This is a genomic window from Rugamonas rubra (assembly GCF_900114705.1).
Taxonomy (GTDB): Bacteria; Pseudomonadota; Gammaproteobacteria; order Burkholderiales; family Burkholderiaceae_D; genus Rugamonas; species Rugamonas rubra.
The window spans coordinates 68,088-83,249 of sequence record NZ_FOTW01000016.1 but is presented as its reverse complement, the minus strand read 5'-3'; the positions used below and the strand labels follow the sequence as shown (position 1 = coordinate 83,249).

Genomic DNA, 15,162 nt, shown 5'->3' with positions numbered 1-15,162 from the left:
CTTCCTATCAGTGGATTCCTATATCGGGCGGGGCAAAGCGCAGTTCCTGCCGTTTTGCCCCCCCACTTCCCTCCTTTTCGAAGGTGCGGCGGTAGTTAGACAAAACTCCCGATCTTCGCCTCGACCGCCTTGCGCACCGAGCCGCTGACCACGAAGGAGCGCGCCATCTCTATGTCGGCGTGCAACCAGCGGTCGCCGTCGAGGCAGGCGGCGATCTGCCCACGCACCGAGTCGTAGGCCGCCTGGGTGCCCTTGCCGAGCACAAACCCGGGCAGCAGCGACTCCGTCATCGTCAGCGCCTGGGCCGCAAGTAACATTTCTACACCGACAATATATTGTGTGTTCGATACAACAACGGCGGCCTTGCGCGCGCACCAGGTCGAGTTCGACACGTGGTCCTCGCTATTGCCCTTGGCCGGAATGCTATCCACGCTGCCCGGCATGCACAGCGTGCGGTTCTCCATCACCAGCGAGCTGAGCGAACACTGCACCACCGGATAGCCGGTGTTGACACCGCGCACGCCCGACATCAGGTTGCGCGGCAGCCCCCAGGACAGGGTCGGATCGATCAGCCGGGCGACGCGGCGCTCGACAATGCTGCCCAGGTCGGCCACGGCCATCGCCAGCAGGTCCATCGCCTGGGCCAGGTACTGGCCGTGGAAATTGCCGCCGGAGATGATCTCGAAGCCGCCGCCGTCCTTGCCGAAGATCAGCGGATTGTCGGTGGCCGAGTTGGTTTCCTTGTCGAGGATGGTGTCGATGTAGTCGAGCGCGTCGAACACCGGGCCGTAGACCTGCGGCGCGCAGCGCAGCGAATACACGTCCTGGATGCGCTCGGTGTAGGGGATGTCGGTGCGGCGCAGCTCCTCGGGGAACTGCACCGAGCGGGCGGCATGGGTGGTGCGGGTCGAGCCCTCCAGCAAGTTGCGCACGATGGCGGCGGTCTTGATCTGGCCCGCGTGCGGCCGCGCCGCGTGGATGCGCGGATCGAAGGCGGCCATTTCGGCGCGCATCGCCTCCAGGGTCAGGCCCAGCGACAGGCAGGCGTCGGACAGCATGTTGCGCGCGTCGGCGGCGGCCAGCAGCGCCACCGCCAGCGACACGGTGCAGCCGTTGATCAGCGCCGAGGCGTCCTTGGCCTTCAGCTCGAACACCACCGGGCCGACGCCGGACAGCTGGATCGCCTCCGGCGCCGACATGCGGCGGCCGTCATACATCACCTCCGCCTCGGGGAAGCCGGCGATGGCGGCGGCCAGGTAGGCCAGCGGCGCCAGGTCGCCCGAGGCGCCGACCGAGCCCTTCTGCGGCATGATCGGGTGGATGCCGGCGTTGACGAAGGCCAGCAGGCGGTCGACCACCTCGACGCGCGGCGCCGAATAGTTGCTGGCGAAGGCGTTGGCGCGCAGCAGCATCGTGGCCCGGCTGACCTCCTCCGAGAACGGTTCGCCCATGCCGGCGGCGTGCGCCTTGATCAGCTGGGTCTGGAACAGCACGATGTCCGCGACCTTGACGCGGGTATCCTTCAGCATGCCGACGCCGGTGTTGAAGCTGTACATCATCGGCGCCTCGTCGTGCATCCAGGTCGCCTCGATGTAGTCGCGGCTTTCCTTTAGCGCTGCGCGCGAAGAGGCGGCCAGCGCCACCTCGATGTGGCGGTCGCGGGCCACGGCCACCACTTGCGCGGCCGTCAGGTTGAAACCATTGATGGTTGTTGTGCTCATGATGATTCTCTCTATATTCAATTGTGTATGGGCGCGACCAGCCGCGCCCGTCGTCCCGGCGCGGGCGCGGGAGGACGGAGCGGATGGACGAGCGGAAAAACGTGGGCCGCCAAACGGCCCGGAAGATGTTGCCAGCGGCGCAACCCGAGGGTCAGACCCTAGGGTCTGAAGATGTTGCCAGCGGCGCAACCCGAGGGTCAGACCCTAGGGTCTGAAGATGTTGCCAGCGGCGCAACCCGAGGGTCAGACCCTAGGGTCTGACCCTGGCTGCCGCTGGCACTGCGCCGTTGGCCGCTGCGCTCAGTTAGCCCCGGCGGCGAACCAGGCGCCGATCTCGGCGCGCTCCTCCGGCGTGATGTTGGTCATATTGCCGATCGGCATAGACTTCAGCACCACCGCCTGCTGGTTGATCTTCGCCGCGTTCTGACGGATCAACTCGGCCGTGTGCAGCATCACGCCGGCCGGCGCCGTGGCAAAGCCCGGCTGGGTGGTCTGCGCCGCGTGGCAGCTGACGCAGCGCTGGGTGACGATGGCCTGCACCCGGTTGAAGTCGGCGCCGTGGGCGGCGCCGGCCGTCGCTGCGGCGTCGGCGCCGCCGTTGCAGCCAGCGTGGCCTGCGCCGATGGCGGCGGCACCGCCGGCAATAACGGCCTGGGCCATGGGCGCGGCCTTGGCCACCGGACGCGGCGCGATGGCCACGGCCACCGCGAGCAGAATCGCCACACCGGCGGCCGGGAAGCCCCAAGCCGTGCGGCCGTGGTGGCGCAGATTGAAGAAGTGACGGATCAGCACGCCAGCGGCGATGATCGCGCCCAGCAACAACCAGCTATACGAATGGCTGTAGGTCATCGCATAGTGGTTGCTAATCATGATGAGCAACACCGGCAGCGTAAAGTAATTGTTGTGTACGCTGCGCTGCTTGGCCTTCTTGCCGTGGATGGGATCGGGCGACTTGCCCTGCTCCATCGCCTCGACCAGTTTGCGCTGGCCGGGAATAATCAGCATCAAGACATTACCGACCATCATCGTGCCGATCATCGCGCCGACGTGGATGTAGGCGGCGCGGCCGCTGAGCAGCTTGGTCAGCACGAAGGCCGTCGCCACGATAAAGACGAACATCACCATGCCCAGCAGCCCGTCCTTCTGCCCCAGCGGCGAGCGGCACAGCAGATCGTAGACGGTCCAGCCCAGCAGCAAGGTGCCGAGGCCGACGCCGATGGCTTGCCACTGGCTCAGGTCGGCCACCGACTTGTCGATCATCATCGCCGAAGCGTTGAAATAGTAGACGATGAACAACAGCGCGAAGCCCGACAACCACGTCGCGTAGGCCTCCCACTTAAACCAGTGCAAGTCCGCCGGCAGCTCGGCCGGCGACACCAGATACTTCTGCGGATTGTAGAAACCGCCGCCGTGCACCGCCCACAACTCGCCCGACACGCCTTTTTTGGCCAGGTCCGAGCCCGGTTTGGGCGGGCGGATGCTGTTGTCCAGCCAAACGAAGTAAAACGAGGCGCCGATCCAGGCGATGCCCGTGATCAGGTGCAACCAGCGCACCAATAGATTAAGCCAATCCACGCCGTAAGCGAGCAATTCCATGTTGTCTCCATGATGGTATTTGACTCGTCTGCCACCGCGGGCGCTCCAGACGACTGGGATGATTTCCCTATTGGTCGCGAACTTTAAAAGCTCCGCTGCGACCGAGTTGAACACCAAGCACAGCAAGTGCATGGTGTGGCATGAACGATAAAACTAAATCTGGCTATTCTCATTGGAATCGACGTATATTAAAAATAGAAACCACGTTATAGACCCCGCCATGGCCCAACTCCCCGACCACCTCGACCTCCACCTGATCCGCATTTTGTACCTGCTGCTGTGCGAGAAAAACGTCTCGCGCGTCGCGCTCAAACTGGACCAACCACAGCCGTCCATTTCCGCCTCGCTGCGCAAGCTGCGCGAGCTGACCGGCGACCCGCTGCTGGTGCGCGGCGGACGCGGCATGGTGCCGACGCAACACGGCGAGAGTCTGAAAAAGCCCGCCAAACGCATCCTCGACGAGGTCAGCCAACTGTTTTTGCACAAAACGCCGTTCGCCTCGATGGACGAAAGCCGCGTCTTCCGCATCGGAGCGCCGGATTATCTCGACATCCAATTTCTACCCAACATTGTGGCGAGATTGCGACGCGAGTCGCCGAAAAGCCGCATCGTCATCCATAGCCTGGGCGCCGAGGTCGACTCGATCCGCATGCTGTCCGACGGCGACCTCGACCTCTTGATCGCCAACTGGGACGCGCCGCCCGAGCACCTGCACCTGTCGCCGCTGTTCGAAGACCCCATCGTCTGCGCCATGCGCGCCGACAGCCCCTACGCCAAGCGCACCGGCGCCGACGACATGACCCTGGACGACTACCTGAGCCTGCCGCACGTGGCGCCCTCGCCCACCCTGTCCGGCTACTACGGCGTGATCGACACCTATTTGCAGCAGCACGGCCACGAGCGCAACGTGGTGGTCGAGTCCGCCTACTTCGGCCTGATGCCGCACATGCTCACGCAGACCGACCTGGTGCTGACCACCGGCCGGCAATACCTGCGCTTCTTCGAGCGCAACCTGCCGATCAAGACCTTCACCGTGCCGCTGCGCTTCCCGCCGATGCGCTTCTACCAGTTGTGGCACGAGCGAGTCCACGCCGCCCCCGAGCATAAATGGCTGCGCGACCAAATCACCCAAGCAGCCCAAGCCCTCACCGCCAAATAACCCCAAATCCCCCCCGGGGTCAGTGCCGACATTCGGACATTCAGCGCGTGAATGTCCGAATGTCGGCACTGACCCCGCCTGTTGTTGCGGCCTTCGGGCAACACTTTCCATATTCCCGCGCTGAACCTTGTTATGGCTGCGGGCGTATATTGCCGGCGGCGCAACACTATATTATTCGTCATATAAGCACGGACGGCGCCAGCGCGCCGCATCCGCATGAACGGCGAGCGGTCCCACGCGCCGAACCATTCACACGAGGAGACAGGCTGGTGGGACCGCCTGAGCACAATGACGATCACCCTGGAACAGTTGAACCGCTGCGACGCCGCCGAATTCACCGCCCTACTGCACGGCCTGTATGAGCATTCGCCGTGGATTCCGCAGCGCGCCGCCGCGCAGCGGCCCTTCCGTAGTGTCGCCGCGCTGAAGATCGCGCTGCAGGGCGTGGTGCGCGCGGCTTCCGTCGACGAGCAACTGGGCCTGATCCGCGCCCACCCCGAGCTGGCCGGCAAGGCCGCGCTGGCCGGCGAATTGACCGCCGAGTCCACCGGCGAGCAGGCCCAGGCCGGCCTCACCCATTGCAGCGCCAGCGAACTGGCCGAGCTGCACCGCCTCAACGCCGCCTACAACGCCAAGTTCGGCTTCCCCTTCATCCTTGCCGTCAAAGGCCCGACCGGCAACGGCTTGAGCCGCCAGCAGATCACCGGCCACTTCGCCCGCCGCCTGCGCTCGCAGCGCGACGACGAGCAGGCCGAGTGCCTGCGCCAGATCGGCCGCATCGCCGAGATGCGCCTGAACGCGCTACTCGACATCGAGCTGCGGTTCGGCGCCACCATCATGGAATGGGCCGAGGTGATCGGCGCCTGGAGCGACGACGCCGACAACCTCACCTGCGCCTACATGACCGCGGCGCACCAGAAAACCGCCGCCCAGTTGGCAACGTGGATGCGCGAGGCCGGCATGGTGGTGCACATCGACGCGGTCGGCAACGTGGTCGGCCGCTATCTGTCGGACCAGCCGAACGCCAAGTCCCTGCTCACCGGCTCGCACTACGACACGGTGCGCAACGGCGGCAAGTACGACGGCCGCGAGGGCATCCTGCTGCCGATCGCCATCGTCAAGCATCTGCACGAGCGCGGCGAGCGCCTGCCCTTCCACTTCGAGGTGATCGGCTTCTGCGAGGAGGAAGGCGTGCGCTACCAAAGCACCTTCTTGGGCAGCAACGCCGTCATCGGCCAGTTCGACCAGTCCCTGCTCGACAAGCTCGACGCCGACGGCGTCAGCATGCGCGCCGCGCTGGCCGAGGCCGGCCACGACGTCGGCCAGATCGCCGCCATCGCCCGCGACCCGGCCGAGGTGCTGGCCTTCGTCGAAGTCCACATCGAACAAGGTCCGGTGCTGCTGGGCCGCGACCTGCCCACCGGTGTGGTCAGTTCCATCGCCGGCAGCTGCCGCTACCAGGTCGAGCTGACCGGGCTGGCCAGCCACGCCGGCACCACGCCGATGAACATGCGCAAGGACGCCGCCGCCGCCGCCGCCGAGATCGTGCTGTATGTGGAGAGCCGCTGCGCCCAGGCGCCGTCGCTGGTCGGCACGGTCGGCCAGTTGCAGGTGCCGGACGGTTCGGTCAACGTGATCCCCGGCGCCTGCAAGCTGTCGCTCGATATCCGCGCCGCCGACGACGCCACCCGCGACGCCGCCGTGGCCGACATCCTCCAGCAGGCCGAGGCCATCTGCGCGCGCCGCCAAATCGACTTCAAGCTGCACAAGATCATGTCGGCGCCGGCCGCGCCCTGCGCGCCGTGGCTGGTGCGCCAGCTGGCCGCCGCCACCGAGCGCGCCGGCGTCGAGGTGTTCGAGCTGCCGTCCGGCGCCGGCCACGACGCCATGGCGCTGGCCCGCATGACCGACGTGGCCATGCTGTTCACCCGCTGCGGCAACGGCGGCATCAGCCACAACCCGCTGGAGACGATGACCGCGGACGACGCCGAAACCTCGGCCGTGATCCTGCTCGACTTCCTGCGCAGCTTCCAGCCCAAGCCTTGAGCGTCACTTGCGTCCACCCCAACCCTAGTCGCCACGGCCGGGGTCTGACCCCGTACGGGGTCAGACCCCTTGCTTACGGGGTGAGGCCGGCGTCACGCCGGCGTATTTAGAACCAAAAAAACACGGCATTATCAGCGCCGGCTCATACCCCGCAGCAGTTATATATTCATACGTGCATAGTAGCCATCGCCCCCAGCCCATTGGTTTTTCGGCGCACGGCTGCTAACCTGAACAACATCGCCATCCAATCAGCGCGGAGCATTCATGTCTGAACCAATTCGTTTCTTCTATCGCGGCGAAGTCCATTCCGTTTCGGATGGCGCACCGACCCGCACCCTGCTGCAGCACCTGCGCGAGGACCTGCACTGCACCGGCACCAAGGAAGGCTGTGCCGAGGGCGACTGCGGCGCCTGCACCGTGGTGGTGGCCGAGCTGCAGGGCGACGAACTGTCGCTCAAGTCGGTCAACTCCTGCATCCAGTTCCTGCCCACCTTGGATGGCAAGGCCGTCTTCTCGGTCGAGGACCTGAAGCAGGCCGACGGCGCCATGCACCCGGTGCAGCAAGCCTTGGTGGAATGCCACGGCTCCCAGTGCGGTTTTTGCACGCCGGGCTTCGCCATGTCGCTGTGGAGCTTGTACCTGAAACAGGAAGGCGTCGCCGAGGCGCCCTGCCGCAAGACCATCGACGAAACCCTGTCCGGCAACCTGTGCCGCTGCACCGGCTACCGGCCCATCATCGAAGCGGCCCGCCGCATGGGCGAACTGCCGCCGGTCAGCTTCGACCGCGCCGCCTTGAAGGCCACGCTGCAAGCCATCCAGCGCGAGCGTATGTTCAGCTACAGCCACGCGGGCCAAACCTTCTACGCGCCGCGCACCCTGGCCGAGCTGGCCGAGCTGCGCGCCGCCAAACCCGGCGCCACCATCGTCGCCGGCTCCACCGACGTCGGCCTGTGGGTCACCAAACAGATGCGCGACCTGGGCGACATGATCTATGTGCGCATGGTCGCCGAGCTGCACCAAATGGAAGAGAAGGACGGCATGCTGCACATCGGCGCCGCCGTTTCGCTGAACGACGCCTACGCCGCCGTCTGCGCCCACTACAAGGACGAGCTGACGGAAATGTGGCAGCGCTTCGCCTCCCAGCCGATACGCAACACCGGCACCCTGGGCGGCAGCGTCGCCAACGGCTCGCCGATCGGCGATTCGGCGCCGTGGATGATCGCGCTCGGCGCCGAGATCGTGCTGCGCAACGACAAAGGCCAGCGCAGCATGCTGCTGCAGGACTTCTACCTCGACTATATGAAGAAGAACTGGCAGCCGGGCGAGTTTGTCGAAGCGGTGCGCATTCCGCTGCCGTGCGCCGGCGTCCAGTTCCGCACCTACAAACTGGCCAAGCGCTACGACCAGGACATCTCCGCCGTCTGCGCCGCCTACTCCATCGAGCTGCGCGACGGCGTGGTGCACAACGCCAAGGTGGCCTACGGCGGCATGGCCGCCACCTCGCGCCGCGCCCCGCTGGCCGAGGCGGCGATGAACGGCCAGCCCTGGACCGAGGCCACGCTGAATGCCGCCATGGCCGCGCTGGCGCTGGACTACACGCCGCTGAGCGACATGCGCGCCAGCGCCGCCTACCGCATGAAGACCGCGCAAAACCTGCTGCGCCGCTTCTGGCTGGAGACCCGTCCGGACGACGCCCAAGCCATCCAATCGATCAACGCGTTCAGCTACGCCGATGATTGTGCCAAACAATTCGTTGAAGGAGGCGCCGTAGCATGAACAGCAAATCGGAAGCGTTCCTGAACCAGCCGAACGACGCGCCAGCCATGGCCTGGGCCGAGGTGGGCCAGTCCCGCCCGCACGAATCGGCCGTCTTGCACGTGCTGGGCGAGGCCACCTACACCGACGACATCCCCGAGGCGCAAGGCACGCTGCACGCCGCGCTGGGCTTGTCGGCCAAGGCGCACGCCAACATCGTCTCGATGAACTTCGACGCAGTGCGCGCCATGCCCGGCGTGAAGGCGGTCTACACCCATCAGGACATCCCCGGCACCAACGACTGCGGACCGATCATCCACGACGACCCGATCCTGTCCGCAGGCCTGGTCGAATACGTCGGCCAGCCGATCTTCATCGTCGTCGCCGACTCGCACGACAACGCCCGCCGCGCCGTGCGCAAGGCCGACATTCAATACGCCGAGCTGCCCGCCATCCTCACGCCGCAGGCGGCGCGCGACGCCAAGTCCTTCGTCGTGCCGCCGATGCGCCTGCAACGCGGCGACGCCGAGGCGGCCTTCAAGCGGTCCAAGCACATCGCCAAGGGCCAGCTCTACGTCGGCGGCCAGGAGCAGTTCTACCTGGAAGGCCAGATCTCCTACGCCATTCCGAAGGAGGACAACTGCATACTGGTGCAATGCTCGACCCAGCACCCGACCGAGATGCAGCACGTCGTCGCCCACGCCCTGCACATCAATTCCAACCAGGTGGTGGTCGAGTGCCGCCGCATGGGCGGCGCCTTCGGCGGCAAGGAGTCGCAGTCGGCGCTGTGGGCCGCCTGCGCCGCCATCAGCGCCAAGCTGCTCAAGCGCCCGGTCAAGCTGCGCGCCGACCGCGACGACGACATGCTGGTGACCGGCAAGCGCCACTGCTTCTACTATGAATACGAGGTCGGCTACGGCGACGACGGCCGCATCGTCGCCGCGCGCGTCGAAATGGTCACCCGCGCCGGCTTCTCTGCCGACCTGTCGGCCCCGGTGGCGACGCGCGCCGTCTGCCACTTCGACAACGCCTACTACCTGGCCGACGTCGACATCCGCGCCATGGCCGGCAAGACCAACACCCAGTCCAACACCGCCTTCCGCGGCTTCGGCGGGCCGCAGGGCGCCATCGCCATCGAATACATCGTCGACGAGATCGCCCGCAACCTGGGCATGGACGCGCTCGACGTCCGCAAGATCAACTTCTACGGCCGCAACGACGAGGAGGGCCGCAACGTCACCCAGTACCAGCAAAAGGTGGTCGACAACGTCATCCACGCCCTGGTCGACGAACTGGAGGAAAGCAGCGCCTACCGCCGCCGCCGCGCCGAGATCAACGCCTTCAACGCTGGCAGCCCGGTGCTCAAGCGCGGCCTGGCGCTCACGCCGGTCAAGTTCGGCATCGCCTTCAACGTCACCCACTTCAACCAGGCCGGCGCGCTGGTGCACGTCTACACCGACGGCTCGGTGCTGGTCAACCACGGCGGCACCGAGATGGGCCAGGGCATCAACACCAAGGTCTGCCAGGTGGTGGCGCACGAGCTGGGCATCCCGCTGGCGATGGTGCGCGCCACCGCGACCGACACCAGCAAGGTGGCCAACACTTCGGCCACGGCGGCCTCCACCGGCGCCGACTTGAACGGCAAGGCGGCGCAGGACGCCGCCCACACCATCGGCCAGCGGCTGGCCGAGTTCGCCGTCAAGCGCCACGGCGGTACGCTTGACGAGGTGCGCTTCGCGGCCGGCTTCGTCCACGTCAACGGCGTCGCGGTGCCCTTCCCGGAACTGGTGCAGCAGGCCTACCTGGCCCGCGTCCAGCTGTGGTCGGACGGCTTCTACGCCACGCCCGGCCTGCACTGGGACCCCAAGACCATGAGCGGCAACCCGTTCTCCTACTTCGCCTACGGCGCCTCGGTGTCCGAGGTGGTGGTCGACACGCTGACCGGCGAATGGAAGCTGCTCAAGGTGAACGCGCTATACGACGCCGGCAAGTCGCTCAACCCGGCCCTCGACATCGGCCAGGTAGAAGGCGCCTTCATCCAGGGCATGGGCTGGTTGACCACCGAGGAGCTGTGGTGGAACGCCGGCGGCAAGCTGATGACGCACGCGCCGTCCACCTACAAGATCCCCGCCGTGTCCGACTGCCCGGAGGACTTCGAGGTGCGCCTGTTCGACAACCGCAACGTCACCGACAGCATCCACCGCTCCAAGGCGGTCGGCGAGCCGCCGCTGCTGCTGCCGTTCTCGGTGTTCTACGCCATCCGCGACGCCATTTCCAGCGTCGGCCAGCACCGCCACAATCCGCCGCTCAACGCGCCGGCCACCGGCGAGGCCATCCTCAACGCCGTCGACGCCGTCCGGGCGATGGCGCGGGAGTAGCACCATGGCGACCTCGATGGGACCCACGCTGAACGCCGTCACGGCGGCGGCCGCCAAGGCGGTGCCGCGCGTGCTGGTGACGGTGGCGCAGGTGGCCGGCTCGGCGCCGCGCGAGCCGGGCGCCAAGATGCTGATCACCCAGTACCACGCCTTCGACACCATCGGCGGCGGCCACTTGGAGATGCGCGCCACCGACATCGCCCGCGAGATGCTGGCCATGCCGCTCGGCGAGGCGCGCGCCGAGCGCCGGCTCGAGCGCTTCCCGCTCGGCCCCAGCCTGGGCCAATGCTGCGGCGGCGTGGTGCACCTGGCCTTCGAGCGCATCATGCCCGAGGCCGGCGACCACTTCGGCACGCTGGCGCGGCGCTGGCGCGACGGCCAGGACAGCTGGCGCCTGATCTCGCTCGACAGCGTCACCGCGCCGGCCCTGTACGACGGCGCCGGCGCCCTGCTGTCCGGCCCCGGCCCGGCGCTGCTGCCCAAACTCGGTCCCGGCGTGGCCTGCAAGGTGCGCGTCGACGAGCGCGGCAAGCAGTGGCTGGTCGACTCCTGCCTGCCCTACCGGCGCCGCCTGGTGCTGTTCGGCGCCGGCCACGTCGGCGCCGCCATCGTGCGCGCGATGGCCGAGCTGCCCTGCCAGGTCACCTGGGTCGACGAGCGCGACGACATGTTCCCCGCCGTCCTGCCGGCCAACGTCCGCGTCGAGGCGACCGATACGCCCGAGGCGGTGGTGGCCCAGGCCGACGCCGGCACCACCTTCCTGGTGATGACCCACAGCCACGCGTTGGACCAGATGCTGTCCGAGCATATCCTGCGGCGCGGCGACTTCGCCTGGTTCGGCCTGATCGGCTCGCAGACCAAGCGCAGCCAGTTCGAGCGCCGCCTGCGCGAGCGCGGCATACCCGCCGAGCGGCTGAACGACATGGTCTGCCCGATCGGCCTGCCCGGCATCAAGGACAAGGCGCCGGCCGTCATCGCCGTCTCTGTCGCCGCCCAGCTGCTGCAGGTGTGGGAGGCGCTCGACCTGGCCGCCCTGCCGGGCGCCGCGAGCACCGCGCCGTCCGCCGTCAGCACGGTGGCCACCCCGGCGACGCCGGCCGACTGCCTTAGCTGATGCACACCACGCCTGCAGGCGCGCCACTGCGCGCCCTCCCCCCAGCCTCACTCTCCGGCAGCGCCGGGGCGGGAGCGCTGCATCGCTGTCGATTCCCGTAGCCCTGCGCTAGTCCCAACCCCCAAAGCAGCACCCGAACACCGGCCGGCGCCGCGCGCGCCCGCCAGAGCACACCCGCGCCCCGCGCACCGAATCAAGGAAACACATCATGACCCAAGCCCAGCCAAGCAACGGCGCCTTCCAGGCATATCGCGCCAGCCTGCTGCACTTCAACGACGACCCGGCCTTCCACCAGAACGCCTACAGCTGGCACGAGGACGGCCTGTTGATCGTCAACGACGGCCACGTCCACGTCGCCGGCGACTACGCCCAGCTGGTCGATTTTCTGCCGCCCGGCACGCCGCTGCACGACTATCGCGGCAAGCTGATCGTGCCCGGCTTCATCGACACCCACGTCCACTATCCGCAGACCGACATGATCGCCTCGCCGGCGCCCGGCCTGCTGCCCTGGCTGGACAAGTACACCTTCCCCACCGAGCGCAAGTTCGCCGACCCGGCGCACGCCGCCCAGGTGGCCAGCTTCTTCCTCGACGAGCTGCTGCGCTGCGGCACCACCAGCGCCATGGTCTACTGCACCGTGCACCCGCAGTCGGTGGACGCCTTCTTCGGCGCCAGCGAGGCGCGCAACCTGCGCATGGTGGCCGGCAAAGTCCTCATGGACCGGAACTGCCCCGAGTTTTTGCAGGACACGCCGGAAAGCGGCGCCCGCGACAGCGAGGCGCTGATCCAGAAATGGCACAAGCGCGGCCGCCAGCTGTACGCCATCACGCCGCGCTTCGCGCCGACCTCCAGCGAGGCCCAGCTGGAGCTGGCCGGCGCGCTGGCCAAGGCCTACCCGGACACCTATCTGCAAACCCACGTCGCCGAGAACACCGACGAGGTGGCCTGGGTCAAGTCCCTGTTCCCGCAGGCGCGCAGCTACATGGACGTGTACGACCGCTACGGCATGCTGCGGCCGCGTTCGATGTACGCCCACTGCATCTGGCTCGACGACGCCGACCGCCAGCGCATGTCCGAGACCGGTTCGGCGATCTCGATCTGCCCCACCTCCAACCTGTTCCTCGGCAGCGGCCTATTCGACTTCGAGCGCGCCGACGCCGCCCGCGTGCCGCTGTCGCTGGCCACCGACGTCGGCGGCGGCACCTCCTTCTCCATGCTGCAAACCATGAACGAGGCCTACAAGGTGGCGCGCATGGGCGGCAGCTATCTACCGGCGCTGCGCATGTTCTACCTGGCCACGCTGGGCGGCGCCCGCGCCATGCAGCTCGACGGCACCATCGGCAGCTTCGTGCCCGGCGCCGAGGCCGACTTCATCGTCCTCGACCCGCAGGCCACGGCGCTGCTGGCGCGCCGCACCGAGCGCACGGAAAACCTGGAGGAGCTGCTGTTCGCCATCGCCATGCTGGGCGACGACCGCACGGTGGCCGCCACCTACGCCGCCGGCCGGCCGGTACACCGGCGCGCCAACTAAGGCCCGAACCGCGCCGCGCGGAATACGCCCATTTCACTGCGCGGTCGCGACCGGACCTGGTGCGCTTGCCGGTAGCGACGTCAGCCGCTCTATCATCGCGCGCACGGCCTTCATCTGCGGGCCGGTCTTGTAGGCGTAGTTCGGCCCGGTGTAGCCTATCCAATCCCAGCAGCCGTTCTCGTTGAACGGCAGCGAGGCCCTCACCTGCGGATACAGCATGATGATGTTGTTGCTGTCGGCCCAGTCGTTGTAGCTGCTTTTGCCGTAGAAGTCGTCGCCGACCACGTCGGCCGACTGCTTGCAGCCGTGGAAGGCGACGTGCACCTTGCAGCTGCCCGCCTTGGCGCAGCTGGCCGGCACGTACACAAAGGCGTCCTCGGACATGCTGCTGGACGGATCGGCGAACTCGTTCTGACGGAAGCTCAGCAGCTGGCCCGTGCGCGCCGTGGCCGGCGGCTTGATGTTGCCGTAGATGTGGGAAAAGATCGCGCCCGCCTGGTCGTATTTCTTCTTCTGCACGGTGCAGCGGCTGATGAACGGCGCCTCGTTGGCGCCGCAGTGGTTGCCGAACGCCGGCGTCAACAGCGCGTGGCCGGACGGCACCGTCTTCACGTAGAGCAAATTCTCCTTCGGCACGCCGGCGCCCTTGAAGAAGGCGACCGTGGCGTTGACCGCCGATTGGTGCACCACGGTGTCCATGGTGCCGCTGAAGACGTAGACCCGGTCCTTTTGCAAATTGCTGATCGGGTCGATCAGGCCGCTGGCGGCGAAGAACTGGGCGGCCCTCACCATCAGGTCGGCATTGGGCGACACAAACGGCACCAGGCCCATGCAAATGCCCGAATAGGTGAGCAGCAAGCCGGCCGCGCAGTAGTACGGCCCGCCGGCCACCACGCCGGCCCCGCTGACCGAGGCGGAATAGGCGACCTGATACTGCACCGCCATAAAGGCGCCCGACGATAAACCGGAGACGGACGTGCCGTCGGCGCTGGCGCCCATGGCCGGAAGTGGATTGCTGGCCTGCGCAGGTGGCAACAGGCAGAATGCCAGGGCCGCCGTGGCGATCGAGAATAGTGGTTTCATTACAACTCCTCCGTGGTGTTTGATGCCAATGAAGGCACTCCAGGGTGTCTTTCATTGTGGAATTGACGCACCGCACAATGGGTGCAATGGCGATGTTCCCACAATTTGCGCGGCGGCAGTTCGACCTCCACGGCCAGTGGTAAAAATACAAATTGTCGGGGGAATGATGAATTGCCGACGGTCATGTGCGACGGCGCCGCGCGCCGGCAAGCGACGCTACTGTCCGCCGGTGGCCGGCGGCGATTCCTTCGAGCGCCAGGCGGTGTGCTGTTTGAGCACCGGGGAGCGCCAGCAGGTGGCGGGCGACGCGACGATCCAAGGGGAAGAACCGGGGCCTAGTGTCCCGAGGTCTTGGAGAACACCTGCATGACCACCACGCCCGAGATGATGAGCGCTATCCCCAACATCGCCGGAAAATCCAGCCTTTGCTTATAGAGGAACAGGCCGACCAGCGACACCAGCACGATGCCCGCGCCGGACCAGATCGCATAGGCGATGCCGACCGGGATGGCCGACAACACGCGCGACAGCATGTAGAAGGCGATGCCGTAGCCGACCACCACCAACGTCGACGGCACGAGTTTGGAGAAGCCTTCCGAGGCCTTGAGGGCGGAGGTCGCGATGACCTCGGCGACGATGGCGACGGCGAGAAACAGCCAATTCATAGACGGTACTCCAAAACAGAAAGATAGAAGTCTAGCAGGCCGTGCAGTAAATCGGCTGGCCCGGGGCCACAAGCCGTCCCCCACCTGCACCAGCCCTGCGGCCAAGGCGGCGGC

Annotated in this window: 10 protein-coding genes; 6 read left to right on the top strand and 4 right to left on the bottom strand. The window is 66.9% G+C overall.

The window, feature by feature from the left end; genetic code table 11:
- Positions 1 to 95: 95 nt before the first annotated feature.
- The gene (locus BM252_RS17190; RefSeq protein WP_093388896.1) at positions 96 to 1,721 is read right to left on the bottom strand and encodes an HAL/PAL/TAL family ammonia-lyase; all 1,626 of its coding nucleotides are present in this window, start codon (positions 1,719 to 1,721) and stop codon (positions 96 to 98) included.
- 300 nt (positions 1,722 to 2,021) lie between these two features.
- Positions 2,022 to 3,317 carry a urate hydroxylase PuuD gene (locus BM252_RS17185; RefSeq protein WP_093388895.1) on the bottom strand — a complete coding sequence of 432 codons (1,296 nt, stop codon included), beginning with the start codon at positions 3,315 to 3,317 and terminating at the stop codon, positions 2,022 to 2,024.
- Between the two features lie 220 nt (positions 3,318 to 3,537).
- On the opposite strand from BM252_RS17185, the gene BM252_RS17180 reads away from it, so the two are divergent.
- From BM252_RS17180 to guaD, 6 genes are all read left to right on the top strand, one after another.
- A complete protein-coding gene (locus BM252_RS17180; RefSeq protein WP_093388894.1) occupies positions 3,538 to 4,476 on the top strand; it encodes a LysR family transcriptional regulator in 939 nt (312 codons plus the stop codon).
- 288 nt (positions 4,477 to 4,764) lie between these two features.
- On the top strand, positions 4,765 to 6,522 hold the full coding sequence (locus BM252_RS17175; protein WP_093388893.1) for an allantoate amidohydrolase: 1,758 nt from the start codon (positions 4,765 to 4,767) through the stop codon (positions 6,520 to 6,522).
- 264 nt (positions 6,523 to 6,786) lie between these two features.
- Positions 6,787 to 8,298: a xanthine dehydrogenase small subunit gene (xdhA, locus tag BM252_RS17170; protein WP_093388892.1), complete on the top strand. Its 1,512-nt coding sequence runs from the start codon at positions 6,787 to 6,789 to the stop codon at positions 8,296 to 8,298.
- On the top strand, positions 8,295 to 10,655 hold the full coding sequence (gene xdhB, locus BM252_RS17165) for a xanthine dehydrogenase molybdopterin binding subunit (RefSeq protein WP_093388891.1): 2,361 nt from the start codon (positions 8,295 to 8,297) through the stop codon (positions 10,653 to 10,655). The genes xdhA and xdhB overlap by 4 nt, the downstream gene beginning before the upstream one ends.
- 4 nt (positions 10,656 to 10,659) lie before the next feature.
- Positions 10,660 to 11,769, top strand: a complete 1,110-nt coding sequence (gene xdhC / locus BM252_RS17160) for a xanthine dehydrogenase accessory protein XdhC (protein WP_245774308.1) — start codon at positions 10,660 to 10,662, stop codon at positions 11,767 to 11,769.
- Between the two features lie 208 nt (positions 11,770 to 11,977).
- Positions 11,978 to 13,300 carry a guanine deaminase gene (guaD, locus tag BM252_RS17155; protein ID WP_093388889.1) on the top strand — a complete coding sequence of 441 codons (1,323 nt, stop codon included), beginning with the start codon at positions 11,978 to 11,980 and terminating at the stop codon, positions 13,298 to 13,300.
- A 33-nt stretch (positions 13,301 to 13,333) separates the two neighbouring features.
- On the opposite strand, the gene BM252_RS17150 is transcribed toward guaD, so the two are convergent.
- Positions 13,334 to 14,383, bottom strand: a complete 1,050-nt coding sequence (locus tag BM252_RS17150) for an extracellular catalytic domain type 2 short-chain-length polyhydroxyalkanoate depolymerase (RefSeq protein ID WP_093388888.1) — start codon at positions 14,381 to 14,383, stop codon at positions 13,334 to 13,336.
- A 335-nt stretch (positions 14,384 to 14,718) separates the two neighbouring features.
- Positions 14,719 to 15,048 carry a DMT family transporter gene (locus tag BM252_RS17145; RefSeq protein ID WP_093388887.1) on the bottom strand — a complete coding sequence of 110 codons (330 nt, stop codon included), beginning with the start codon at positions 15,046 to 15,048 and terminating at the stop codon, positions 14,719 to 14,721.
- Positions 15,049 to 15,162: the final 114 nt, after the last annotated feature.

Excerpts from the sequence above, each read along its gene's own strand:
- guaD (WP_093388889.1), top strand. The coding sequence starts at position 11,978 with ATGACCCAAGCCCAGCCAAGCAACGGCGCCTTCCAGGCATATCGCGCC.
- BM252_RS17175 (WP_093388893.1), top strand. The coding sequence starts at position 4,765 with ATGACGATCACCCTGGAACAGTTGAACCGCTGCGACGCCGCCGAATTC.
- xdhC (WP_245774308.1), top strand. The coding sequence starts at position 10,660 with ATGGCGACCTCGATGGGACCCACGCTGAACGCCGTCACGGCGGCGGCC.
- BM252_RS17180 (WP_093388894.1), top strand. The coding sequence starts at position 3,538 with ATGGCCCAACTCCCCGACCACCTCGACCTCCACCTGATCCGCATTTTG.
- BM252_RS17185 (WP_093388895.1), bottom strand. The coding sequence starts at position 3,317 with ATGGAATTGCTCGCTTACGGCGTGGATTGGCTTAATCTATTGGTGCGC.
- BM252_RS17145 (WP_093388887.1), bottom strand. The coding sequence starts at position 15,048 with ATGAATTGGCTGTTTCTCGCCGTCGCCATCGTCGCCGAGGTCATCGCG.
- BM252_RS17150 (WP_093388888.1), bottom strand. The coding sequence starts at position 14,383 with ATGAAACCACTATTCTCGATCGCCACGGCGGCCCTGGCATTCTGCCTG.
- BM252_RS17190 (WP_093388896.1), bottom strand. The coding sequence starts at position 1,721 with ATGAGCACAACAACCATCAATGGTTTCAACCTGACGGCCGCGCAAGTG.
- xdhB (WP_093388891.1), top strand. The coding sequence starts at position 8,295 with ATGAACAGCAAATCGGAAGCGTTCCTGAACCAGCCGAACGACGCGCCA.
- xdhA (WP_093388892.1), top strand. The coding sequence starts at position 6,787 with ATGTCTGAACCAATTCGTTTCTTCTATCGCGGCGAAGTCCATTCCGTT.